Annotated in this window: 25 protein-coding genes; 15 read left to right on the forward strand and 10 right to left on the reverse strand. The window is 69.6% G+C overall.

The annotated features are described in order from the left end of the window. Nucleotides 1-31 precede the first annotated feature (31 nt). Complete coding sequence (locus tag ACFVYN_RS27430) at nt 32-625, reverse strand: low molecular weight phosphatase family protein (protein ID WP_390002835.1); 594 nt, start codon at nt 623-625, stop codon at nt 32-34. A 145-nt stretch (nt 626-770) separates the two neighbouring features. Here ACFVYN_RS27430 and ACFVYN_RS27435 point away from each other — a divergent pair, with 145 nt between their 5' ends. Genes ACFVYN_RS27435 through ACFVYN_RS27450 form a run of 4 tightly spaced genes read left to right on the forward strand, consistent with a single transcriptional unit; the run spans nt 771 to nt 3503 of the window. Further along, a complete protein-coding gene (locus tag ACFVYN_RS27435; protein WP_318810656.1) occupies nt 771-1079 on the forward strand; it encodes a metalloregulator ArsR/SmtB family transcription factor in 309 nt (102 codons plus the stop codon). Next, entirely contained in the window at nt 1076-2191 is a 1116-nt protein-coding gene (gene arsB, locus ACFVYN_RS27440; protein WP_390002839.1) for an ACR3 family arsenite efflux transporter, read from the forward strand. The genes ACFVYN_RS27435 and arsB overlap by 4 nt, the downstream gene beginning before the upstream one ends. After that, on the forward strand, nt 2191-2442 hold the full coding sequence (locus ACFVYN_RS27445; RefSeq protein WP_390002842.1) for a DUF2180 family protein: 252 nt from the start codon (nt 2191-2193) through the stop codon (nt 2440-2442). The genes arsB and ACFVYN_RS27445 overlap by 1 nt, the downstream gene beginning before the upstream one ends. Then, nucleotides 2439-3503, forward strand: a complete 1065-nt coding sequence (locus ACFVYN_RS27450) for an ArsO family NAD(P)H-dependent flavin-containing monooxygenase (RefSeq protein WP_390002845.1) — start codon at nt 2439-2441, stop codon at nt 3501-3503. The genes ACFVYN_RS27445 and ACFVYN_RS27450 overlap by 4 nt, the downstream gene beginning before the upstream one ends. A 10-nt stretch (nt 3504-3513) precedes the next feature. On the opposite strand, the gene ACFVYN_RS27455 is transcribed toward ACFVYN_RS27450, so the two are convergent. Genes ACFVYN_RS27455 through ACFVYN_RS27465 form a run of 3 tightly spaced genes read right to left on the reverse strand, consistent with a single transcriptional unit; the run spans nt 3514 to nt 5789 of the window. Then, nucleotides 3514-4257, reverse strand: coding sequence for a TIGR02391 family protein (locus ACFVYN_RS27455; RefSeq protein ID WP_390002848.1), 744 nt, complete (start codon nt 4255-4257; stop codon nt 3514-3516). Between the two features lie 56 nt (nt 4258-4313). Then, nucleotides 4314-4688 carry an ArsR/SmtB family transcription factor gene (locus ACFVYN_RS27460; RefSeq protein WP_390002851.1) on the reverse strand — a complete coding sequence of 125 codons (375 nt, stop codon included), beginning with the start codon at nt 4686-4688 and terminating at the stop codon, nt 4314-4316. Between the two features lie 39 nt (nt 4689-4727). Beyond that, nucleotides 4728-5789 (reverse strand): flavin-containing monooxygenase, encoded by a 1062-nt coding sequence (locus tag ACFVYN_RS27465; protein ID WP_390002853.1) that lies wholly within the window; start codon nt 5787-5789, stop codon nt 4728-4730. A 107-nt stretch (nt 5790-5896) separates the two neighbouring features. Here ACFVYN_RS27465 and ACFVYN_RS27470 point away from each other — a divergent pair, with 107 nt between their 5' ends. Genes ACFVYN_RS27470 through ACFVYN_RS27480 form a run of 3 tightly spaced genes read left to right on the forward strand, consistent with a single transcriptional unit; the run spans nt 5897 to nt 8969 of the window. Continuing rightward, the gene (locus ACFVYN_RS27470) at nt 5897-7264 is read left to right on the forward strand and encodes an FAD-dependent oxidoreductase (RefSeq protein ID WP_390002856.1); all 1368 of its coding nucleotides are present in this window, start codon (nt 5897-5899) and stop codon (nt 7262-7264) included. Between the two features lie 29 nt (nt 7265-7293). Next, nucleotides 7294-7761, forward strand: a complete 468-nt coding sequence (locus ACFVYN_RS27475; RefSeq protein WP_390002858.1) for an ArsI/CadI family heavy metal resistance metalloenzyme — start codon at nt 7294-7296, stop codon at nt 7759-7761. A gap of 8 nt (nt 7762-7769) precedes the next feature. Continuing rightward, on the forward strand, nt 7770-8969 hold the full coding sequence (locus ACFVYN_RS27480; RefSeq protein WP_390002861.1) for an MFS transporter: 1200 nt from the start codon (nt 7770-7772) through the stop codon (nt 8967-8969). A gap of 66 nt (nt 8970-9035) precedes the next feature. On the opposite strand, the gene ACFVYN_RS27485 is transcribed toward ACFVYN_RS27480, so the two are convergent. The 5 genes from ACFVYN_RS27485 to ACFVYN_RS27505 form a co-directional block, all read right to left on the reverse strand. Continuing rightward, nucleotides 9036-9749: a cation transporter gene (locus ACFVYN_RS27485; protein WP_390002863.1), complete on the reverse strand. Its 714-nt coding sequence runs from the start codon at nt 9747-9749 to the stop codon at nt 9036-9038. Further along, a complete protein-coding gene (locus tag ACFVYN_RS27490; RefSeq protein ID WP_390002865.1) occupies nt 9749-10084 on the reverse strand; it encodes an ArsR/SmtB family transcription factor in 336 nt (111 codons plus the stop codon). Before ACFVYN_RS27490 ends, ACFVYN_RS27485 begins: the two co-directional genes overlap by 1 nt. Before the next feature lie 121 nt (nt 10085-10205). Next, on the reverse strand, nt 10206-11963 hold the full coding sequence (locus ACFVYN_RS27495; RefSeq protein ID WP_390002868.1) for a tyrosine-type recombinase/integrase: 1758 nt from the start codon (nt 11961-11963) through the stop codon (nt 10206-10208). An 11-nt stretch (nt 11964-11974) separates the two neighbouring features. After that, nucleotides 11975-12274: a helix-turn-helix domain-containing protein gene (locus tag ACFVYN_RS27500; protein WP_390002870.1), complete on the reverse strand. Its 300-nt coding sequence runs from the start codon at nt 12272-12274 to the stop codon at nt 11975-11977. 151 nt (nt 12275-12425) lie between these two features. Further along, entirely contained in the window at nt 12426-12992 is a 567-nt protein-coding gene (locus ACFVYN_RS27505; protein WP_390002872.1) for a helix-turn-helix domain-containing protein, read from the reverse strand. Nucleotides 12993-13282: 290 nt separating this feature from the next. Between ACFVYN_RS27505 and ACFVYN_RS27510 the strand changes: the two genes are divergently transcribed. The 5 genes from ACFVYN_RS27510 (at nt 13283) to ACFVYN_RS27530 (ending at nt 20467) form a co-directional block, all read left to right on the forward strand. Continuing rightward, a complete protein-coding gene (locus ACFVYN_RS27510; RefSeq protein ID WP_390002874.1) occupies nt 13283-14797 on the forward strand; it encodes a DnaB-like helicase N-terminal domain-containing protein in 1515 nt (504 codons plus the stop codon). A gap of 294 nt (nt 14798-15091) precedes the next feature. Continuing rightward, a complete protein-coding gene (locus tag ACFVYN_RS27515; protein WP_390002944.1) occupies nt 15092-16384 on the forward strand; it encodes a hypothetical protein in 1293 nt (430 codons plus the stop codon). Between the two features lie 310 nt (nt 16385-16694). Beyond that, nucleotides 16695-17036, forward strand: a complete 342-nt coding sequence (locus ACFVYN_RS27520; protein ID WP_390002877.1) for a plasmid mobilization relaxosome protein MobC — start codon at nt 16695-16697, stop codon at nt 17034-17036. Continuing rightward, nucleotides 17033-18760, forward strand: coding sequence for a relaxase/mobilization nuclease domain-containing protein (locus tag ACFVYN_RS27525; protein ID WP_390002879.1), 1728 nt, complete (start codon nt 17033-17035; stop codon nt 18758-18760). Before ACFVYN_RS27520 ends, ACFVYN_RS27525 begins: the two co-directional genes overlap by 4 nt. Before the next feature lie 657 nt (nt 18761-19417). Further along, nucleotides 19418-20467: a hypothetical protein gene (locus ACFVYN_RS27530; RefSeq protein ID WP_390002882.1), complete on the forward strand. Its 1050-nt coding sequence runs from the start codon at nt 19418-19420 to the stop codon at nt 20465-20467. Between the two features lie 61 nt (nt 20468-20528). Here ACFVYN_RS27530 and ACFVYN_RS27535 read toward each other — a convergent pair whose 3' ends face one another. Further along, entirely contained in the window at nt 20529-21215 is a 687-nt protein-coding gene (locus tag ACFVYN_RS27535) for a DUF317 domain-containing protein (RefSeq protein ID WP_390002884.1), read from the reverse strand. Nucleotides 21216-21710: 495 nt separating this feature from the next. Between ACFVYN_RS27535 and ACFVYN_RS27540 the strand changes: the two genes are divergently transcribed. From ACFVYN_RS27540 to ACFVYN_RS27550, 3 genes are read left to right on the forward strand one after another with little or no spacing between them, the layout of a single operon-like run. After that, complete coding sequence (locus ACFVYN_RS27540; protein ID WP_067022411.1) at nt 21711-21941, forward strand: hypothetical protein; 231 nt, start codon at nt 21711-21713, stop codon at nt 21939-21941. Then, on the forward strand, nt 21919-22431 hold the full coding sequence (locus ACFVYN_RS27545) for a DUF6879 family protein (protein WP_390002886.1): 513 nt from the start codon (nt 21919-21921) through the stop codon (nt 22429-22431). The genes ACFVYN_RS27540 and ACFVYN_RS27545 overlap by 23 nt, the downstream gene beginning before the upstream one ends. Before the next feature lie 27 nt (nt 22432-22458). Next, entirely contained in the window at nt 22459-23304 is an 846-nt protein-coding gene (locus ACFVYN_RS27550; protein WP_390002888.1) for a helix-turn-helix domain-containing protein, read from the forward strand. Nucleotides 23305-23354: the final 50 nt, after the last annotated feature.

The raw sequence follows: 23354 nt of genomic DNA on the forward strand, positions 1-23354 counted from the left end.
TGAGCGGTCAGCAGGCGGTGCGGGATGGGCGTCAGCTACTCGGCAGCGAGGCGAGCAGTTCGGTGATGTGGGCGTCGATCTCGTCGCGGATCCCTCGGACGACTACCAGCGAGGCGCCCTCGGGGTCGGTAACCGGCCAGTCGAGGTAGCGGCGGCCCGGAAGGATCGGGCAGGCGTCCCCGCACCCCATCGTGACGACGATGTCGGCGGCCTGCACGATCTCGTCCGTCAGCGGCTTGGGGAAGGCGTCTGCGAGGTCCACGCCCGCCTCGGTCAGGACCTGCGCGACGAGCGGCTCGACCTCGGCGGCCGGGTGCGTACCGGCGGAGGAGGCGATCACATGGCCTCCGGCGCGGTGCGCGAGGAGTGCAGCGGCCATCTGGGAGCGGCCGGCGTTGTGGCTGCACACGAACAGTACGCGCGGCAGGCCGCTGCCCGGGGCGCCCTCGGTACGGGCGAGCGCGTCGAGGCGCTCGGTGGCCAGGTGCTCGGCCAGCACGACCAGGTGAGTGCGGACGCGCGCGTGCTCGGCGAGGCGCTCGTAGGAGTCAGTGATCAGGCGCTGGATGGTCTCCGGCGAGAAGCGCCCCCGGTAGCGGACGGCAAGCCGGGCAATGCCTGCCACGAGGCGTTCGTCTGGCAGGACAGGCGGTGGGGACGCAGTCACGAGGATCCCCTTCGGGGTGTGGGTCCCCACCGGTGTGGGGATGCGGGTCCCATGGATCAGCCCGAGCTGGTATCAGCTAGGAGTGATGTGAGAGTATCAGTCCATGATGACTTCAGTCGACACTGATCTGATGCGAGTCCTCGCCGACCCGCTCCGCCTCCAGATCGTCACCCTCCTTGCCAAGGAGACGCTCTGCTCTACGCACCTGATCGAGGAGACCGGAGCCCGGCAGACCAACCTCTCCAACCACCTGAGAGTGCTGCGCGAGGCCGGGGTCGTGGAGACGGAGCCGTGCGGTCGCTTCACGTACTACAAGCTCAAGCCGGACGTCATCGCTTCGCTCGCCGGCCAGTTCGCTGACCTGGCCGAGTCCGCTCGCACCGCTGCCGACAACAAGAGGGCCTGCCCGTGACCCGCACCGAAGCATCCGCGACGTCCCCCACCGAGGATTCCTCGGTCGTCGCGAAGCTGTCGACGCTCGACCGTTTCCTCGCCGTCTGGATCCTGATCGCCATGGCGCTCGGGCTCGGCCTCGGCCGCGCCATCCCCGGCCTGAACGACGCCCTGGCGAAGGTGGAGATCGGCGGCATTTCCCTGCCGATCGCCGTCGGCCTGCTGATCATGATGTACCCGGTCCTGGCCAAGGTCCGCTACGACAAGCTCGACGCCGTCACCGGCGACAAGAAACTCATGGTCTCCTCGCTGGTCATCAACTGGATCGTCGGGCCCGCGGTGATGTTCGCGCTGGCCTGGATCTTCCTGCCGGACCTGCCCGAGTACCGCACCGGCCTGATCATCGTCGGCCTGGCCCGCTGCATCGCCATGGTCATCATCTGGAACGACCTCGCCTGCGGCGACCGCGAGGCCGCCGCCGTCCTGGTCGCCCTCAACTCCGTCTTCCAGGTCCTCGCATTCGGCCTGCTCGGCTGGTTCTACCTCGACCTGCTGCCCGGCTGGCTGAACCTGGGCGACGGCCAGCACCTCGACATCTCCATGTGGAAGATCGCCCTGAACGTCGTCATCTTCCTCGGCGCCCCGCTGCTGGCCGGCTTCCTCACCCGCCGCATCGGTGAGCAGAAGCTGGGCCGGGAAAAATACGAGACCAACTTCCTGCCGAAGATCGGCCCGTGGGCGCTGTACGGGCTGCTGTTCACGATCGTCATCCTCTTCGCCCTGCAGGGCAAGACGATCACCTCGCAGCCGCTGGACGTGGCCCGGATCGCGCTGCCGCTGCTGGTGTACTTCGCGGTGATGTGGTTCGGCACGTTCGCTCTCGGCAAGGTCATCGGCCTGGCCTACGACCGCACCGCGACCCTCGCCTTCACGGCTGCCGGCAACAACTTCGAGCTCGCGATCGCGGTCGCCATCGCCACCTTCGGCGTCACCTCCGGCCAGGCGCTGTCCGGCGTCGTCGGCCCACTCATCGAGGTGCCCGTCCTGGTCGCACTCGTCTACGTGTCCCTGGCGTGGCGGCGCAAGTTCAGCGCCGGCCAGCAGTTGACGGCGACGCCGCAGGAGAGCTGATGCACTGCCTGGACTGCACCGGCATTGGGGCGCAGGTCGCCGCCGTCGGCGTCTGCGCCCAGTGCGGAGCCGCCGTGTGCGCCGTCCACGCCGAGTTCTCCGAGCAGTACCTGACCTGCCTGAAGCCGATCTCTCGCCAGGTGGCCACCAAGCCGCCGGTGCGACGGCTGCTGTGCAGCACTTGTGCCGAGGCCCACCGCGCCCATGCGGCGTGCTGTCCGGAGTCCGCCCACACGGTGCGGACCTCGTGACGGGCGAGAAGCGCACGCAGGTAGTGATCGTCGGTGGCGGCCAGGCCGGGCTCGCCGCCGGCTACCACCTGCGGCGCCTCGGTGTGGACTTCGTCATCCTCGACGCCCAGGCCGAGCCGGGCGGCGCCTGGCAGCACACCTGGGACTCGCTGCACCTGTTCTCCCCGGCTGCCTACTCCTCCCTGCCCGGACGCCTCATGCCACCGCAGACGGGGGAGGAATACCCGGACGCCGAGCATGTGGTGTCGTACCTGCGCGACTACGAGAAGCGATACGAGCTGCCGATCCAGCGCCCGGTCCAGGTGAAAGATGTTGACCGCGAGGGCGAACGCCTGCGCGTGGAAACCGACTCCGGCACCTGGCACGCTCGCGCCGTCATCAGCGCGACCGGCACCTGGTGGCGCCCCTTCCTACCCGCCATCCCAGGACGCGAAAAATTCGGCGGCAAGCAAGTGCACACCGTCGCCTACCAGCGTCCCCAGGACTTTCAGGGCAGACGCGTGATAGTGGTGGGCGGCGGCAACTCAGGCGCCCAGATCGCCGCCGACCTCGCCCTGGACGGCATTGACCTGACCTGGGTCACCCAACGCCCGCCCCGCTTCCTGGCGGACACCATCGACGGCCGCGCCCTGTTCGACGCGGCCACCGCCCGTCGCCGCGCGCTCGACGCAGGACGCGATGACGCAGGCGGCGTGGCCTCCCTGGGAGACATCGTCGCCGTGGCGCCCGTACGCGAGGCCCGCGACCGCGACCTGCTCAGGGCGACCCCGATGTTCCGCCGTCTCACCACGGGCGGTGTGGAGTGGGCGGACGGCACCAGCGCCGAGACGGACGCGATCATCTGGTGCACCGGCTTCAGGCCAGCCCTCTCCCACCTTGCCCCACTCGGGCTGCGCGGCCCCCGCGGCCACATCCCCACCATCGGCACCCGGGCTGCGACCGAACCGCGTCTGCACCTGCTCGGCTACGGCGACTGGACTGGCCCCGCCTCCGCCACCCTCATCGGCGTCGGACGGACGGCACGCGAGGCGGCGAGGGAGATCGCGATGCTCCTCCGCTGAAGGCTGCGGCCTAGTCGGTTTCCACGCTCGCCGCGTCCACCCAGCGAGCGAGAACGCTGAAGGCCGCCAGCTGCTCCAGCGCTTCATGCTCGGGCAGTTCCGGCAAGCCGTCCTCATGGCTGTTGGGATTGCGGATGCCTGCGTAGCAGCCCTCGGCAAAGGCCATGGCGCCCCGGTGGACGCTTCGGAAGGTGTCGCCGCCGTCGTCCTCCATGAGGCGCAGACGGGGTTCACCGGCCTTCGGCGGGCTCTGCGAGAAGGTGTTCTGGAAGAGCTTCGTCTCGCTCAGATCCCGGCGGCCGACCTTGTTCTGAGTCTCCGCGTTCACCTTACGAGCGGCTGCGGTGACGGCCTCGCGGAGATGGCCGCTCTGCCAGAGGGCCCGGGCGCCGTCCCAGACCCATGGGTGCATCGAACCGGCGCTCAACTGCGGGGCATCGTCGCCCAGGCGGGCCCGGACCTCGGCGTCGCGTTGCAGGGCTGCGTCCGCACGCTGGGCCGCCTCCCGGTGCTGATACCAGCGGTTGACGGACTTGTTTCTCTCGGAGGAGACCTCGGTGCGCCAGCGAGGCACGACCCGGTCGAGGATCTGCTCCACCACATGGGCACTGGCCGCGATGTCAGCCTGAGAGCCACGGTTGGCGAGTTGCGAGGTGAAGTTGACTACGTTCGGCGGACTCGGCGGGCGGTACAACTCCGTGAGTTGGAGAAAATGGGCCAACTCTCCGCGCGCCCAGGTGATGTCGATGCCCATGAGCCCATCGTGCCGCACGGTACTGACAATGTCCGGCCGCCAGCGACGGCCGGACATCACGCCGCGGCCGGCGCGATGGTGAGCAGCTTGCCCATCGCAGCGAGCACGGAGGGCTCCACCCGGTAGTACACCCAGGTGCCGCGCCGCTCGGAGGTCAGCAGGCCGGCCTCCTTGAGCTTCTTCAGGTGGTGGGAGACGGTCGGCTGGGAGACTCCGACGTCGGAGATGTCGCACACGCACGCCTCGCCGCTCTCGTGGGAAGCGACCGCGGAGAACAGCCGCAGCCGGACCGGGTCACCGAGCGCCTTGAACATCCGCGCGGCCGTCTCGGCCTCCTCCGCGGTGAAGGGGCGCTCGGTCAGCGGCGGGCAGCACGGCGCCACACCCTGGTCGTCGGGTTCGAGCAGCGGCAGCACCTTCGTATTCGACATGCGTCTATGTTGACATACGTCGAACCAAGAGGGCGAGGGTCAGCGGCGCCCCAGACGGGCGGCCAGATGACGGGCGACGCGGACCGCGTCCCGGCCCGCCCCCCGAAGGGAATTCGACGACAGGCTGCGCTGCCACTCCAATCCGACAAACGCCAGATCCGGGTGCCATCGAGAGACGCCCTCACGGTGGAAGGGATGCCCGGCGTCGTCCAGGGCGCCGGTGAGGCCGCCGAGATAGGGCAGGTCGGGCCGGTAGCCGGTGGCCAGCAGGATGGTGTCGACGTCTTCCCGCTCCCCGTCCGGCCAGACCACCTTCGTGCCGTCGATGGCGGTGAAGAGCTCTCGCCGCTCCGGCGCACCTGCTGAGAGGGCGGAGCAGTAGCGGCCGTCGTCGATGACGAGCTGCGTTGGGGGCGTGCGCTGGAAGCGGCCGAGCGGCGCTGTGTCCAGACCCGTGTGCTGCAGCCAGAAGTGCAGGTCGCGGCCGAGAATGCGCTGGCGGGCAAACCGCACCGGGGCGCGGCTGGCCAGCGTGACCCGGGCGGCGCCGGCGAGTTCGGAGGCGATCTGCACCGCGGAGTTGCCCGCGCCCACCACCACGACGTGCTGGCCTGCGAACGGTGCCGGGTTTCGGTACTGCGCTGCGTGCAGCACCGTGCCGGTGAACTCTTCCAGGCCAGGCAGGGCGGGCCGGTACGGATGGCCGAAGGTGCCTGAGGCCGCGACCACTGCCCGCGCCGCCATCCGTGCGCCGTCCTCCAACGTCACCTCGAATCCGTCGTCGCCGCGCCGGACGGCGATCACGCGGCGGCCGGTGCGGATGTCCGCAGCCAGCAGGTCGGCGTACGCACTCAGGTAGGCGACAACCTCGTCCCTGTGCGGGTAGCGGTCCGGATCACCGCCCGGGAACGGCATGCCGGGCAGGCAGCTGTACCGAGCCGGGGAAAAGAGGGTGAGGCTGTCGTAGTACTGCGGCCACGATCCGGCCGCCCGCTCGGACGCCTCCAACACCACAGGCCGCAGCCCCTGTCCATGCAGCGCGTGCGCTGCCGCCAGGCCGGCCTGGCCACCACCGATCACTGCCACGTCGATCTGTTCCACGTCCCAACCCCTTGATTCGGCAAATGTCTATGTTGACGCCCATCAATACAGGTGTCATCCTGGGTCCCGCAAGACATCGACAGACGTCGAAACAAAAGGGGAACACCGTGAACGCGCCCACCACCGAGCAGCTGCCTGTCGTGGTTATCGGAGCCGGCCCGGTCGGCCTGGCCGCCGCCGCCCACCTCGTCGAGCGCGGCCTCGAACCGCTCGTCCTGGAAGCTGGCCCCTCCGCCGGCACCGCCGTACGCGACTGGGCGCACGTCCGGCTGCTCTCCCCGTGGTCCGAGGTCACCAACGCCGCCGCCGAGAAGCTCCTGGCCCCCACGGGCTGGGTGCGCCCCGACGGCGCCACCTACCCCACCGGCGGCGACTGGGCCGAGCACTACCTCCAGCCGCTCGCCGACGTGCTGGGCGACAAGGTCCGCTACGGCACGACGGTCACCGGCGTGGCCCGTGCGGGGCGGGACCGCATCGTCGACGCCGACCGCGACGCACAGCCCTTCACCGTGCACATCCAGACCACGGATGGCGGAGAAGAACGCCTTACCGCCCGCGCCGTCATCGACGCCTCCGGCACCTGGACCATCCCCAGCCCAATGGGCGCCGACGGCCTGCCCGCCCTCGGCGAAAAGGCGGCAGCCGACCGCATGTCGTACCGCGTCCCCGACCTGAAGGACCCGGCCGTCCGGGCCCGGTACGCGGGCAAGCGCACCGCCGTCGTCGGCTCCGGCGCCTCCGCCTTCACCGCGCTCGCCTATCTCGCGGATCTGGCCAAGGACGAGCCGGGCACCCACGCGGTGTGGATCCTGCGCCGGGGCATCGGCGCGAACACCTTCGGCGGCGGCGAGGCCGACCAGCTCCCCGCCCGCGGCGCGCTGGGCCTGCGCGCCAAGGCCGCCGTCGAGGCCAGCCACGCCAGCGCGGTCACCGGATTCCGCACCCAGGCCGTGGAGCGCGACGGCGAGCAGCTCGTCCTCGTCGCCGAGGACGGCCGCCACCTGGACCCCGTCGACGAGGTCATCGTGCTCACCGGCATGCGCCCCGACCTCTCCTTCCTCGCCGAACTCCGCCTCGGCCTCGACGAACGCCTCCAGGCCCCGACCGCCCTGGCCCCGCTCATCGACCCGAACGTGCACTCCTGCGGCACCGTCTACCCGCACGGCGTGGGCGAGCTCTCCCACCCCGAGCAGGGCATCTACCTGGTCGGCATGAAGTCCTACGGCCGCGCCCCCACCTTCCTCGCGATGACCGGCTACGAGCAGGTCCGCTCCATCACCGCCGCCCTCGCCGGCGACCAGGAAGCCGCCGAACGCGTCGAACTGGTCCTGCCCGAGACGGGCGTGTGCAGTGGAGGCGGCCTCCTCGACGAGAGCGCAGCTGCGCCCAGCGGTGACGGCGGCGGTTGCTGCGCGGCCCCGGCCACCCTGCAGATCGGCATCGGCACCCCGGCCACGACCGCCGGCGGCTGCTGAACCCGCCATCCCTATCAAGGAGGTTCGCCATGTCCCGCGTACAGCTCGCCATCCGTGTCCCGGATCTCGATGCCTCGGTCGCCTTCTACAGCAAGCTGTTCGGTACCGAGCCCGCCAAGCTCCGCGACGGATACGCCAACTTCGCCGTCACCGAGCCCCCGCTCAAGCTCGTCCTCATCGAAGGCACTCCAGATGAGGCAACCCGCCTGGACCACCTCGGCGTCGAAGTCGAGACGACCGAAGCCGTCCACGCCGCCACCGCCCGCCTCGGCGAGGCCGGCCTGGCCACCGACGTGGAGAACGACACAACCTGCTGCTACGCCCTCCAGGACAAGGTCTGGGTCCACGGCCCCGGCCAGGAACCCTGGGAGGTCTACGTCGTCAAGGCCGACGCCGACTCGCTGGCCAAGCAGCAGGGCGGCACCTGCTGCGCCACCGGCCCGGTCGAGGCCGAAACGGACTCGAAGGAACCGGCCGTCGCGGGCGGCTGCTGCTGACTCCGCCGATGGCCCATCCCCACACCAGCGGGGCCGTGACCGGTACGGGGGACCGGTCACGGCCTCGCGCCGCCCTGCCCGCCCTGTGCGCCACCCAGATCACCAGCTGGGGAATCGTCTACTACGCCTTCCCGGTGCTGAACCCGGAGATCACCGCGGCCACAGGCTGGTCGACCACCGCCACCACCGCGGCCTTCTCGGGCGGCCTGCTGGTCTCCGCCCTCACCGGCATCCCCGTCGGGCGCATCCTCGACCGCCGCGGCCCGCGCGCCGTGATGACCACCGGCTCTGTCCTGGGTGTCGTCGCCGTGCTGGCCATCGCCTACGCGCCCAACCTCGCGGCCTTCACCGCCGCCTGGCTCCTGGCCGGAGTGGCCATGGCCGCCACCTTCTACCAGCCCGCCTTCGCCGCCCTCACCCGCTGGTGGGGACGGGACCGCATCCGCGCCCTCACCGTCGTCACGCTCGCCGGCGGCCTGGCCTCCACTGTCTTCGCCCCGCTGACCGCAACACTCGCCGAGCACCTGAGTTGGCGCACCACATACGCCGTACTCGCGCTGCTCCTGGCCCTCGTTACCATCCCCGCCCACGCCCTCGCGCTACGAGGAACTTGGCCACCCGCACCAGCGTCTTCCTCCCAACGGGACACCAACAGCGGCTCGGTGACCCACAGCCGACCGTTCCTGATGCTCGCCACCGCGCTCACGCTGAACAGCTTCGCCATGTACGCGGTCGTCATCGCCCTCGTCCCCCTACTGATCAGTCGCGGCGCCAGCCCCACCGCCGCCGCCTGGGCCCTCGGCCTGGGGGGCGCAGGGCAGACCCTCGGCCGCACCCTGTACTCAACCCTCGCGAACCACACCGGCGTCACCACCCGCACCGTCACCCTGATCACCCTCGGCGGGACCACGACCGCCGCCTTCGCGCTGGTCTCTGGCCCCTTCCCCCTGCTCGTGGGCATCGCGATCGCGGCCGGCATGGTGCGCGGCAACCTCACCCTGCTCCAGGCCACCGCCGTCACCGACCGCTGGGGCACCACGCACTACGGGCATCTGTCCGGGCTCCTGGCCGCCCCCGCTACCATCGCGTCTGCCCTGGCCCCGTTCGCGGGAGCCGCGCTGGCCGGACCACTCGGCGGTTATCCCGGCCTGTTCACCGCGCTTGCACTGGTCTCCGCTGCAGCGGCCCTCCTCGCTCTAGGCAGCTGACGAAGGTCACTGGATTGGACAAGCTTCCGCGATCAGGCCCAGGGCTCCCTGGATGTCTACGGGCGGTCAGTTGCAGCAATCGCAGCCTGGGCGGCAGCCACACGCACCGTCCGCCTGAGTCTCGATGGCCGGGGCCGCCACTGCGGAGGGCGCGCAGCATCCCTTGCCCTGCCAGGCGTCGCGGCCTTCCTTTGTGGCAACGGCGGCGATGACGAGGGCGGCGATGGGGTCGGCCCACGACCAGCCGAGGGTGGCGTTGAGGACCAGGCCACCGAGGAGCACGGCCGAGAGGTACGTGCACAGCAGCGTCTGCTTGGAGTCGGCGACCGCGCTGGCTGAGCCGAACTCACGGCCTGCGCGACGTTGTGCGGCTGACAGGAACGGCATGACCGCGAGGGAGAGCGCGGCGAGCACGATGCCGGGGATGGAGCGCTCCGCCTCCCCCGTGCCAGCGAGCGCGCGGACGGCGTCGACAGTGACGTAGGCGGCAAGCACAAAGAACGAAAGCGCGATGATCCGCAGCGTTGTCTTCTCCCGTGCCTCGCGCACGGCATGCTCACGGGCGGAGAACTGCCAGGCCACCGCAGCGGCAGAGGAGACCTCTATGACGGAGTCCAGGCCGAAGCCGATCAGGGCGGTGGATGAGGCAAGAGTGCCGGCGGTGATGGCGACGATCGCTTCTATGACGTTGTAGGTGATGGTCGCCGTGACCAACAGACGTATTCGACGGGCGAGTTCGTCTCGGCGGGCTGAGGAAGGCCCGAGGGATATCGCGGTCATCAGCAACATCCCTTGTCGTCGGCGTCGACACAGGTGCGGTCGGTCTCCACGGCGACCACTGCGGCACGCAGGTCGTCCAGCGCGTGGCCGAGGCGCTCGTCCGCCAGTTCGTAGCGGGTGCGGCGACCGTCGGGCAGCGTGACGACCAGGCCGCAGTCGCGCAGGCATGCGAGGTGATTGGAGAGCCGGGTGCGCGAGACGCCGAGCGCCTCGGCGAGATCGGCGGGGTAGGCCGGGGCCTTACACAGCGCGAGCAGGATGCGGCAGCGGATCGGGTCGGCGAGCGCACGGCCGAAGCGGGCCAGCACCTCGATGTCGGAGGCAACAGTCAGCACAGCACGACAGTACATAGATTCCTGAATTCAGGAAACCATGGATCGTTGATGGATGGACCTGCCCCGCCATAACTGGATGGGCTGCACCTGCCGTGGTGCAGCCCACCCGCTTCGGCTCCAACTACCGCTCGTCGCTGTCGCCGTACTTCCCCGGATCCTTCGCGCGATCCACGGCCTGTGCGCAAGCCGCAACAAAGGCCGCCGCCACGGCTCCTTCGTCCGTGCCGCTCGCCCGAACGTCGATCTCTCCTCCCAGTCGGCGAAGAGTGCTCCAGCGCACCACCTGGTCGGTGTAGAGGTCCGTTTCGAACTCCCAGGCGTCCACCGACCAGGGATCGAGACCAGTTCCCGACTCACGCGCCCCGCCGGGCAGGAAGGCGGCGTGGGCGTGGTGGACGACGCGGCGGTCGGGAAGGCGGTCGCGCACGGCGCTCAGGCCACCAGGCCCTTCCCTCTCCCACTTCCGCCGGTCCCACTCCTCCACCTCGGCCACCTGGCCAGGCCGTTCGGAGCGCCAGCGGTCCAGGAGGAAGTCGGCGTGCCCTCGGTCGTGGAAGGGGACGAGGTACTCGCCGATGCAAGCGACGTGCACCGACACGCCAGCGGAGGCGTGGGCGGCTTCGGTGGCCCCCTCCCCTCCGCCGGCGGCTACCGGCCACAGGAGTCCGCCGACCTTGGCAGCCGTGTCCCTCAGAACACGACCGGTCAGGTGCTGGTAGCGGCGGCGCATCCGGGCGGAGTTGCCGGGCTCCCAGCCCATGATCCGGTCGACCACCGCATCGGGGACGCCGAGGATGAGCAGCACGGTCGCCGCAGTGTGGCGGGCGTCGTGGAGACGGCCGTCGCGGACGCCGGCGGCCTTCAGCAGGTCCTTCCAGCGGTGGTAATCGGTGTTGGGGTTGAGCGGCTCACCGGTCAGCGAGGTGAACACGTACCCCTTCTCCACCCACAGGTCGCGAGCGAGGGCGCGCTCGCGGGCCTGCTCCTCCTGGTGCTGCTGGAGCAGCTTCAGGAGTTCCTCGGGGACACCGATCGGACGCTTGCCCGCCTTGGACTTCGTTCCCTTGGTCTCCTTGCGGATGTTGACCTTCTGCGGGCAATACCCGGCCTTACGACCGCAGCGATCACCGCAGCCGTGTTTGTAGCGGGGCCGCAGGCGGCTCTGCCGAACACGGATCACACCGGTGTCGAAGTGGACGTCCTCCCACTGCAGGCCGAGGACCTCGCCCTGGCGCAGGCCGAGTGCGAGGGCGATGACCCACCGGGCGGTGTTGCGGTGCTTACCGGCTTCCAGCAGGAGGCGCTGAACCTCCTCGACCGTGTACGGCTCGACCTCCTCTTCCTCCAGCTTCGGCGCCTTGGCGATCGAGACGGGGTTGAGGGTGATGTGCCGCCGCCGCACAGCCTCGTTGAGGGAGGTGTTCAGGGTGCGGTGGGCCTGGTGCGCGGTGCCGGCGGCGCTGCCTGCCTCCTGCATCTTCTTGTAGAGCCGTTCGATGTGCTCGGGCTCGAGTTTCTCCAGGCGATGGGCTCCCAGACCGGGGATGAGGTGGCGGTAGACGGCGACTCGGTAGCCGTCGATCGTGTACTCGCCGACGCTCGGCGCGGCGATGTTCTCCACCCAGTGCGTGAGCCAGGTCTGCACCGTCCAGTGCTGTCCGGCCTTGCGGACGCTGCCGGCGTCGCGCTGGCGTTCCAGCTCGCGTACGACCTTGGTGATCTCGGCGCGCGTCTTGCGGCTGGCGTGGCGGCGGTCCGGGCTGCCGTCGTCCTTGACGCCGACGGTGACGCGGCCGTGCCAACGGCCGTCCTTGCCAAGGTAGATGGTGGAGGCGCCGTTGGGCTGCCGGGACGTGCGGGGCTTCTTCGGCTGTGCCATGTGCGCCTCGCTCAGGCTGCAGTGCCGAAGTCCGTGGTCCGATAGCGGCGGGCTAGGAATTCTCCGACCGCCTCGGCGGGTATGCGGCGCAGACTGCCGATCTTGACGGACCGGATCTCGCCGGACGAGACGTACTCGTACATCTTCGTCCGGCCGATGCCGAGGCGGCGGGCGGCCTCCTCGACGGTGAGCCCGACGAGGGTGGGGTCGCCTGGTTCGTCGTCCCGCTCGGCCATCAGGGTGCGCAGGGCACCCTCGGGGATGCCGAGCAGCTGGGCGATCTGGGTTACGGGCAGGGGGAACTCGGGCAAGAGGGCTCCTCACCCGGTCACGTACGGAGCGCCAACTCCGGTCGGACCGGTCGTGGTGGTGTGGGTGGTTGGGCGGTTGCGCAGACGCGCGAAGGTGACGCGGTGGTGGGCCCTGGGTGTTCGCAGCACCGAGGGCCTGGCGGCGGGTGGGTTACTCGTCGCCGTCAGCGTCGGTGGGGGCCTGCGGGTTGAAGGCGTCGCCGAGCCAGCGGATCAGCCGGGAGCGGGCTCCCTTGTGGCGGTGGAAGTCGCCGTTGGAGGCAGCGTCCAGTTCGTGGGCGAGCAGGTTGCGGACCATGGTGTCCTGGTCCGGGTTGGCCTTGGTGTACTCCCGGAGCTGGTCCTGGATCGCGTCCATGGACTTTCCGAGGGAACGCCATTCCTTCCACAGCTCGACGTACTCGCCGACCAGCCGACGGATGATCGGGTTGGCCATCTGCCCTGGCGGGCTGGCCAGTTCGTCGAGGGTCATGTCGAAGACCTTGCAGAAGCCGAGCGCCTCGTCGGTGTTGATGCGGCGGCGCGGCTTGCCGCTCTCGATGCGCCAGATCGCGGACTGGCCGATGGGGTGGCCGGCCTCGGCCATCTTCTCGGCCAGGGTGACCGAGCTCCAGCCGCGTGCCTCGCGCTCCAGCTTCACGCGCTCGGCGATGTTGTCCTCGACCGGCGGCCGCGCGTTCGTGGCGCTCGCGTCGTCGTCGCCCTTGCCGCTGGCCATCTTCACCTCCTCATCGTGCGGGCCTGCCGTACAGCTGCGGCCTAGGGTGAACCAGTTAACATCATTTGGAAGCCGAATGCAACTAGACGTCTCCCGAATGTCCGGGGTAGACTTATGGCGTCCGGCGGTGAACGCGGCTGGACAAGCAGAAACCCCCGGTGCTGGAACACCGGGGGCGAAGCGGAAATCCTCACAACCGCCCAACCTTGACGATCTGTGCCGGTGGCCGGAGTTGGCGCTCCATGTGGCCTGCCGGGAGAGGAGTCCTATTGACCCAGAGTACGGGTCACATGCACGAGATGCCATCCCACTTCGGATACGGCCCCACGCCGTCTCCGGACGAGTCTGCGCAGGCTCCTTTCAACTTGGAGGCCGAGAGCGCGGTGCTCGGCGCCTGCATGCACGACAGCGACGTCATCGACACGGTCCGGCCCATCCTGGGCGACGACGCCTTCTATCGCCCCGCGCACGAGACTGTCTGGCGTGCGCTGCTCGCCCTGCATCGCGAGGGCAGGCCGACCGACCCGATCGTCCTCAGCGAGCTGCTCCAGGAGCAGGGGGACTTGAAGCGTGTCGGCGGTGCCGTCTACCTGCACCAGCTCGCCGGTGCGCTCTACGGCACCGGCAACGCGGAGCACCACGCGGAGATCATCCGCAAGAAAGCCGACCTGCGCCGCCTGCGCGCCTCCGCCATACGGACCGTCCAACGCGCCCAGGAGCCGGGCGCCGACCCCGACGAGATCCGCGGCGAGATCGAAGCGGAGGTACGCGCCGAGCGCGAACGCGCGCTCGCCTCGGGCCACGGCCGCCTGTCCCGCTTCGCCAAAGACGGATGGACCTTCGTCAAGGAGACCGGCGCGCACGCCGAACCTCTGTGGGGAACGCGCGACAAGACGGTCTGGGCACCGGGCGAGAGCCTGATGATCGTCGGCGCACCGGGGGTCGGTAAGACCACCCTGGCCCACCAGGTGGTCTTCGCCCGCCTCGGCCTGCAGGAGACGGTCCTGGAGATGCCGGTCGCGCCCAGCAGGCGGGTGCTCTACCTGGCTATGGACCGCCCGAAGCAGATCGCCAAGGCCATGTCCCGCCGGGTCTTCGACACCGACGAGAAGATCCTGCGCGAGCGGCTCGTCGTCTGGGAGGGCCCGCTGCCCGCCAGCCTGGACAAGGAGCCCGACCTCCTCGCCGATCTCGCCGCCGCCCACCGGGCCGACACCATCGTGATCGACAGCCTCAAGGACGCGGTGAGCACGATGGTCGACGACAGCCTTGCGGTCACCTTCCACAACGCCCGCAATCGCGCCCTGCGAGGCGGCGTGGAGATCCTGGAGCTGCACCACCAGCGCAAGGCAACCGCCGACGCCCCGCGCGGTCAACGCCCCAGCCTGGACCAGGTCTACGGCTCCACCTGGTACGTCTCCGGCGCAGGCAGCGTGCTGTTCGTCACCGGCAAGGCCGGCGACCCTGCCGTCACCCTGCACCACCTCAAGACCCCCACCGGGGAGGTCGGCCCGTTGGACGTCACCCACGACCACGTGCGCGGCACCACCACGGTCGACCCCACCAAGGACCCCGCCGTCCTGATCCGCAACGCCCCGAACGGGATGACCGCCCGAGACCTGGCAGTCGCCCTGCTCGGCGGGTGCGACCCCGACCGCGCCGACGTGGAGAAGGCACGACGCCACCTGGGCCGCCTCGTCGACAACGGCCTGGCCACCAAGGCCGACGGGGTCGCCGGGGGCGCCGGAGGCGGGCAGCAGACCCGCTACTACGCCTCCGCACGCCACCTCACCGCCGTCGGCTGAGCCCCACAGGCCCGCGCGAAGCGATCACGCGACCGTACACGCGGCCCACTCGCTCAGATGCCGCCGTGAAGCGCTCACAGCGCGCACGCTGATCGCAAAACCGCAGGTCAAGCGATCACGCGAGCGTCCACGCCGTGCACGCGCCCAAGCGATCACGCGCGGGGCCCCCTTTAGAAGGGGGCCCGCGTGTACGCCCCCTCCGTGAACGCCCCTCACTCCCTCGCTTTCCTCCCCTTGGAGACCGTCTGCATGACCCTCGGCAACACCGCACACGTAAGCGCCGACAGCGGCACTATGTCGCTCCCGCCTCACTGGACCACCTCGTCGGCGGCCGGCGCAGTCCTGTCCCTCGTCGTGGCCCTGCTCGCTGGATGGCTGCTGCGCCGACGCAACCGGACGCCCGGTGTCGGGGAGCGCCGTGGCACCGCTGCCATCCCGGTCGCAGCCGTCGCCGCGATCGGCTGCACCGCCTACAGCGCGGACACCAGTTGGCGATTCGCCGCCGACTACCTCGACATGGGCAGTGCCATCGAGCGCGCCGCGATGTTCGCCGCCGCCGAGCTCGCCCTGTTCGCCGCCGCCCTGATGGCCCGGCAGAACCTCAACGGCCCGAAGCAGGCGCCCGGCCTTCCCGGCACCCTCACCTGGGTGATCACCGCCGTGCAGATCGTGCCCGCCTACGCCGAGTCCGGCCCGGTGGGCGGCACCGTGCGGGCCTTCGTCGGCCCGGTCCTGGCGGCGATGCTGTGGCACCTGGCCATGGGCATCGAACTGCGCAACCGCAGCCCGCACGCCGACTCCCACAGCCTGACCGCCGTCCTCGCCCGGCAGATACGGGAACGGCTGCTGGCCCGCCTGGGGATCGCCGACCGGGACGCGGACGCCACCTGGATCATCCGCGAGCGCGCCCTCGACCGGGCCGTCACCCTGATCCTCCGGGCAGAAGCCATGACGCCCGAACGGCGTGCCAAGGGGCGAGGCCGGCGCCTCACCCGCCACCTGCACCAAGCACTGGAGCAGGCCGACGTCGACCGCGACAAGCGCCAGGACGAGCTGCTCCTGCGCAAGCTCGCCACCCGGCAACAGGCCCTCGCTCTGGCCTCCGTTTCCCTGCCCCGGCGCTGGCCCGCCCTTACCGCGGGCACGCCGAGCGGCTCCACGCCTGCCCGCCCGCGCTCCACAGCGACGAGGCGGGCAGAGAATCCGGGCCGCCCGCCCGAGAACGATGCGGGCGCGGATGACACGGCCCACCGGGCTGCCCACCCGGAGCCCGAAAACCGCCCGCACCGGCCCGCCCGCACCACCACGAGCCCAGAACCGAAACCGGGCGAGGAACCGCCGGATGCTGATCCGGGCAAGGCCGCACGGGCGAAGGCAAAGAAGCCAGGCCCCAAGCCGCGCGCGACACGAGCCGTCCTCACCGACTACGCCCATCGCATCCACGACGAGACCGGACGCCTCTCCCGCGACCTGCTGGAGGACACCGTTCGCGAGGACGGCTACAGCGTCGCCAGCGACACCGCCGGAGAGGTCGTCCGCACCGTCAAGGCCGAACTGAAGGCCACTCGCGCCGGCCACCCCCACTGAACCCGCTCCCCCCACAACGCCCAAGGAAGACCGTCGAATGCACGACTCGCACCACGAACTGCCCGCCAGCCAAAGGGAGATGACCGCCCCAACCACCAGCCCAGCAAGTTGTCCCGGGAGCAATGCTCCCGGGATTCCCGCCCCGGGGGTGGCGGGAACAGCCCGGCGCCAGGGGGCACCGGACCGTCAGGCTGCGACCGAGGGCGGACCGCAGCAGGGAAGGGAACGGCAGGCCGAGTCCCTTGCGAAGAGACGTCAGCGCCCGCGTCAGCCGACATCGCGCAAGCGCCTGCACCAGCCCAGCTGCCGCATGAACGACGCCGAGTTCAAGCGCTTCACTGACGCCGCCGCCCACTGCCAGATGTCCAACGCCGCTTTCCTCGCCTACTCCGTCGACAAAGCCGCCCGCGACCTGACCCGCACCGCCGCCGAGGTCGCCACCGAACGAGAGGTCATCGACGAGCTGTTCGCCGCCCGCCGGCACCTGGGCCGCATCCACGGCCTGTTCAACCAGGTCGCCAAGGCCCTCAACTCCGGCGCCGACGCACCCCACCTGGATGCTGCGGCCGAGGCCGTCGGCAGCGCGGCCCGCCGCATGGAGGACGCCGCCGACGCCCTGCTCGCCCACCGCAACGGCGGTGCCCCGGCGTGATCCCCAGCATCCACAAGCGCGGCAGCGAGACCATCGGGCTGATCCGCTACCTGTACGGCCCCGGCACCGAAGAGGAACACATCGATCCCCACCTGGTGGCCGCCTTCGACCCGCTCACCCCCGACCCCGGCCGCGACCCGAAGACCACCTACGAGCAGCTTCAGCGCCTGCTCGACCAGCCCGTCAACGCCCTGCCCGTCGGCAAGCGCCCCGAGAAGCACGTGTGGCATCTGTCGGTGCGGGCTGCCCCGGAGGATCCGATCCTGACCGACGAGGACTGGGCGGCCATCGCCCGCCGCATGGTCGCCGCCACCGGCATCGCCCCCGACGGCGACGAAGCCGCCTGCCGGTGGGCAGCCGTCCGCCATGCCGACGACCACATCCACATCATCGCCACCCTCGTCCGCGACGACGGCCGCCGGCCCCGCCTGCACAACGAGGCCCGCCGCGCCCAGGCCGAAGCCCGCCGCATCGAAGCCGACTACGACCTGCGCCGCGTCCCACCCGGGGACGGCACCGCCGCCAAGCGCCCCGCCAGCGCCGAACTCCACAAGGCCGAACGTGAGGGCAGGGAACAACCGGCACGCGAGGAACTGCGGGAGACCGTACGGCGGGCAGTGGCGGGAGCGACGAGCGAGGAGGAGTTCTTCGACCGCCTGGCTGCTGCCGGCCTGCTGATCCGCAAGCGCGTCGCGCCCTCCGGCGACCTGCTCGGCTACAAGGTCGCCCTCCCGGACAACCGCAACGGCGAGAAGGAGCCGGTGTTCTACGCGGGCTCCACCCTCTCCCCCGACCTGTCCCTGCCCCGCGTCCGCAAACGCTTCTCCGGCGACAACGACGCTGCCGACCGAAGCGACAGGGCACCGTCCGACCGAGCCTCCGATCCCGCGCCAAGCGGTCCGGCTACTGCGCGGCGCCGGGCAGCCGCGGCGGTATGGCAGGCGGTGCTGGTCGTCGACGACGGTGAGGACGCGGCGGTGGCCGCGCACATCGCGGCGGCCGGGGAGGTCCTAGATGCGCTCGCCAAAACCTCCGCCGCCCACACCCGCACCGAACTGCGCGAGGCGGCCTTCGTGTTCGAGCGGGCCACCCGCTCCCACATCAAAGCCGAGCGCGGGCACGACCGCGCCCTGCGCCAAGCAGCCCGCGATCTCGTCTACAGCGGGCCGGCGCTCGGCCGCGGGGAAGACGGGGCGACCACGGCGATGGTGATCGACATGGCGTTCTTCCTCGTCACCGCCGCCGCTCACTGGCATGCGAAGAAGGGGCACGCTCAGCAGGCAGCCGCTGCCCGGGAGGCCGCCGAGCACTTGCGCGCCGCCTATCAGGCCGCTGCCAACGTCCCACTGGGCGTGCTGCACCAGCGGGGTCAGCGCCTGTCGCAGTCTCTGCGCCAGAGGCAGACCGTCCACCTGCGTCAGGCGGTGCCGGAGTTGGCGGATCAGGTTCTCACCGAACCGGGCTGGCACGCCCTGGCCGCCACGCTCGCCGACGCCGAGAGCGCCGGCCACGACCCGGCGGCGCTGCTGACCGAGGCTGCCAGGCGGCGGGAGCTGGGCACCGCCGGGTCGATCAGCGACGTGCTCGTGTGGCGGCTGCGACGCATGGCCGACCTGCCCGCCGACGCCACCCCGATGCCCAACCACACCACCGCTGCGGCGAAGGGCGCAACTACTGCCCGGCCCTCGCCCAGCCGACACGACGGGCCTCGCAACGCACGGTAATCCGGGTATACGCCGGTGACCCTCTGCCAAGGCAGAGGGTCACCGGTAAAGCGGGTGGTCAGGAGGCAGGGAAGGCCGTCTGGATCGACATGGACCTCCCTGCTCCGCTGGTCAACGACCCGACGGTGACTGCTTGGAGACCGCTACGCGTGGCCAACGCACGATGTTGTCTACTCCGAAAGCCGGCGCGGCAAGGCAAAGTCGGGCAGCTCGTCGCAGCGGTGTGGAGCCGGTGGACACCGGCTCCATGACCTTGGAGGCAGGGTGCCGTTGGCGCCCGGTTTCACTTTCGCTAACTTGCCGATCACGTGACTATTAAGGGGAAGCGTGATCATCGCATTCTTACGGGGGCTGGTCTCCCTTCCGATCGGGGTCGTCGGTTTATGGATCCCCGTCCTCACGACGCGATATCTGCGTGCCCGGACGGCTTCCATGGCGGCAGACGAGCCCGCACGCGCTGGTACACCGTGGGCCTGGGTCCTGGGGCTCCGAAACGGGCGAGTCCGCGAGGCAAATCGGGTCTACGTACGGAACCTGTGTGCCTACTACGATTGCTCGCACCGGGATCTGTGCCAACACCTTGTGGTCCACATACCGTCCAGCCCGGTTGAACTGCGTCGACGTGCGCTGAACCGTCGAGACTCCTCGGTTGGCCACATGCTCTACGCCGCGCGCCACGCTTGTACGCGTTTTGGCTTCGAGACGGAGGCCGTCGACTGGCAGGCGATAGCTGGCGCGCAGTTACCTCCCCCAGCCCTGCGGAACTACGCCCGCGAAGCGGTGGGTGCCGTCCTGTTCCTGGTCTCGTCTGGGCTGCTGACGTGGTATGTCACCAGTCCTTCGGCTCCGCACTGGCTCAGCTCGTCACCGGCATCCACCACTGCGTCCGACCGGGCGGGGGCTGCTGGCGTTGTTGTCGGCTTCTACGGCATCCTTGCGGTGTGGTGGCTTCGCCGTCGATGGACGGCGCGCTGGCGTGCATTCAGATACTCGGGAGCGGACGCCCCGGTGTTCGTCGGCCTCGGGCTCCTCTTCGCCACATCGGCCTTGGCCGGTGCCGAAGCCGGTCCTGAACGCGCTCGCTTGCTCAGGGACGTGCACCGCATGGGCGCAACACTTGCCAAGGCGGTCGTTGTGACCGGCCGTTGTGCGGCGGGCATGGCGCCCCACAGCCGGCACGTGAACGCGACGATGCATACCGACACCGGGTCGTTTGCCCTCGGATTCGCGACCAACCGAGGTCTCGACCGCGCCACGCGTGTCCGTCTGCGGGGCGCGATGGAACCGCACACGCGTCGAGTGGCCGATGCGTTGTTCGGCTTGGTGGAACAACTCACCACGGGCAAGCCCGATGCACCGAAGGACTTGGCCGCCGCCGCGCTGCACATCGTGCAGGCATGCGCTCATGGTCGCTACCTGGCGCTGCTACCCGAGGAGCAGCTCGGTGAGGACCCCGGGCGCGACCGCGTCGACGGCCGTCGTCTTGCCTTGGTCGTCCTTGGCAGCCTCGCCGTCGCAGCAGCAGTCAGTGCAGTCACAGTGCGCCTCATCGGCTCGTTCTTGCCTGCGTGGTTCGGATTCGCCGTCTTCGCTGCTGTGTTTGCCGCGGCCCTGTTGTTCACTTACGGGCAGAACGGGGCTGCCGCCCGCGTCGCTCTCGTCCGCGACACTCTTGCTGTGCTTCCCGGCGGGGGCGGGGCGCCGTAGTCGCGGACTGTCTTGGCCATCACAAGGGCACAAGTTCAGGGGTCCGTTAGGGCGTGGATCGTCAACTACGGCGGACGACTGTGAGCCGCCCCTCGGCGCTCTTGGGCACTATTCGGCGGGGCACCGGGACCCGTGAGGTAAGCGATGACGTGAACGCGGCCACCAGGCCGTTCGGAACGCTGGCGCTGAAGCTGGCACACCACAGGTACGGGGCGCCGAGCACGGGTTCCGCCCACGCCTGCCAGCCCACCAAGTCAGGGCGCGGGTCGGCGTCCTGGATGAGCGGTGGCATCAGCTCCAGGGAGACGCAGCCGGAGAGACCGGGGTCCGTGGCGGTGGTGTGGGGGCGATCCACGTCGCGGAGCCAGCCTTGGGCACTGAGCGCGTTGAGCACCGTCTCGGCCCCGCCGAAGTCGGTATCGGGTGCCTCGCGGGCGTCGATCGCCGCGAGGAGATCGGCGAGCGCCTCGTACGGGACGCCAGTGGTGAAGTACGCGTTCCACTCCGTCATCGCCGAGGTGGCGTGCGGACGGGCGCTCAACTGCCAGGCAACAGGCAGTCCGCCCAGCTCGAACGGGTAGGCCGCGAGGATCCACTCGGCACCGCACAGGTCGTCCGGGCTCACATACAGCAGGGTGTGGCGGGAAGTGGGCCACATGCGCCAGCCAAGGCCGGCCAAGGTGTCGCCGATCCGCTCGGCGAGCGCATCGTCGTCACCGGACAAGTGGCGCGGCGTGACCCAGTACACCGGGTCCGGCGAATCGGGACGGGAAGGATCGCTGGGATGGTGGGGGTACAGGGGCGCCTCCGTGCACTCGGGAGAGGTTACTGACCGTCGTTGACCTGGTGTTTCGGAAGGTCGTCCACGTTGGCATGCCAACCCGCAAAGCACCAATAGTTTCGGGATCTTCCCTGTCTGCCTCCGGCAAACTGGTGAATCGCCTAAGTGATCCGCACGCATGCGTCCGTGTGTCGACCAGAGAGTCCTCACTCGACGGGCGATTTCAGCCGTTTCCCAGCCTGGGACGGCACCTCTTCTCCCGGACTCAAGGAAGGACGGACAGCAATCGAATCCGGCCATCCCTGGGGGTGCTGCGGCCGGTCCGCTCTTCATCGCTCTTACCCCGGCCGCGTAAGGTCAACTTCCGTACGCCTGGCAAGTTTCGGCAAGTTCCTCGCTCCAAGGCCCAGCCACGGGCAAGCTCTGGCACAGAGATCGTTACCGGCATCCGAGGAGGACATCATGGCCCTGCGTAAGCTCGGTAAGGACCCGGAGAGTCCCAGTGGCGGCTCCCCCACCATCTACCTCGACGAGGAGAAGGACAGCTACCTCGTGCAGGGGTTGAAGGTGGAGGACATCGAGCGCCTCGGGCAGATGGACATTCCCGGCCATGAGTCGGTGGTGGAGATCCCCCGGCGCATGGTGCAGTTCTTCCTGGAGGTGAAGAAGGTTGACGAGGACCCCGACGTTTGAGGAACTGTTCCGCGACTGCCAGAGGACGGCCGTCCATCTGGAGATGCGCGACGCCTACATGAAGTCGGACCGGGCCTTCATCGACTGGAAGGCCGGCATGACACTCGACCCGGCCGAGCGCTGGGGGGACTGGCACAGCATCGTCACGGAGGCGACCTCCCGAGGCGTCGAGGTCCGCCGGGCCCGAGTCGTCTCGACTCCCGTCAGCGAGTACATCCGCTTCGAGTACGACGTGACGGATGGACTGAACATCGCCGCCGGCGAAGACGTGCGCTGGCTCTCCCGGCGAAATGCAACGGGCCTCGCACTTCCGGGCAACGACTTCTGGCTCTTCGACTCCAGTCTCGTTCTCGTCAACCACTTCGACGGCGAAGGCGAAAACATGGAGGTGGAACTCACGGACGGCCCCGAGGTGGCAAAGCTCTGCGAGTCGGCTTTCGAGGCCGTATGGGCGCGGGCAACACCGCACGCAGAGTTCCAGCCGGCCTGACAGCCCGAACAGCAACGTCGCAGCGACATGACATCGCCATCTTCGAGCGTTCTGGAAGCCCGCAGGGCCCTTGGGAAACGCCTGAGCGAAATCCGGCTCGAAGCCGGGCTCACCAAGCGAGCGTTGGCCAGCAGCCTCGGCTGGCACGAGTCGAAGTGCTCGCGCTTCGAGAGCGGCACGCGTCCGCCCTCGGAGCGCGACCTTCGTGCGTGGGCCGCTGCTTGCGGCGCACAGAACGCGGCCGAGGATCTCGTCTCGACAGCCCGCGGCATCGAGGGCATGTACGTCGAGTGGCGCCGGATGGAGCGCACCGGCCTGAAGCAGGCCCAGGAGTCAGTCCTCCCCTTGTGGGAACGCACCCAGCGCTTCCGTATCTACTCGCCGTGGCTCATTCCCGGCCCGGTGCAGACGGCCTCGTACATCACCGCACTGCTCACCTCTATTCGCGACCGCCGCGGCCTCATTGATGACGTGCCGGCGGCCGTCAAGGTGCGTGTGGAGAAGCAGCGAATCGTGTACGGCAATCACACCTTCGCGATCCTCCTTGAAGAGGGAGCACTCCGGAAGCGCATAGGCGGGACGGATGTAATGGCCGGCCAACTCGGCTATCTGCTCAGCGTTATGGCGCTGCCTTCGGTGAGTATCGGCATCATTCCTGAGGACGCCGACCGTTCCAGCCTCTGGCCCGTCGAGGGCTTCTTCCTGTACGACGACCACACCGTCCACGTCGAACTCGTTTCGGCCCACCTCGCCGTCACGCAGAAGCACGAACTTGCCATGTATGCCCAGACGTTCACGGATCTGGCCGAACTTGCCGTCTACGGCCCGGCGGCGCGCGAACTCATCACGGCAGCCATCGAATCCGTGGGGTGAATGCCGGGCAAGTTCCGGCACACTCGTAGAGCCCCTCCTGTCGCCCTTCT

The organism is Streptomyces sp. NPDC058307, assembly GCF_042880295.1.
Classification (GTDB): domain Bacteria; phylum Actinomycetota; class Actinomycetes; order Streptomycetales; family Streptomycetaceae; genus Streptomyces.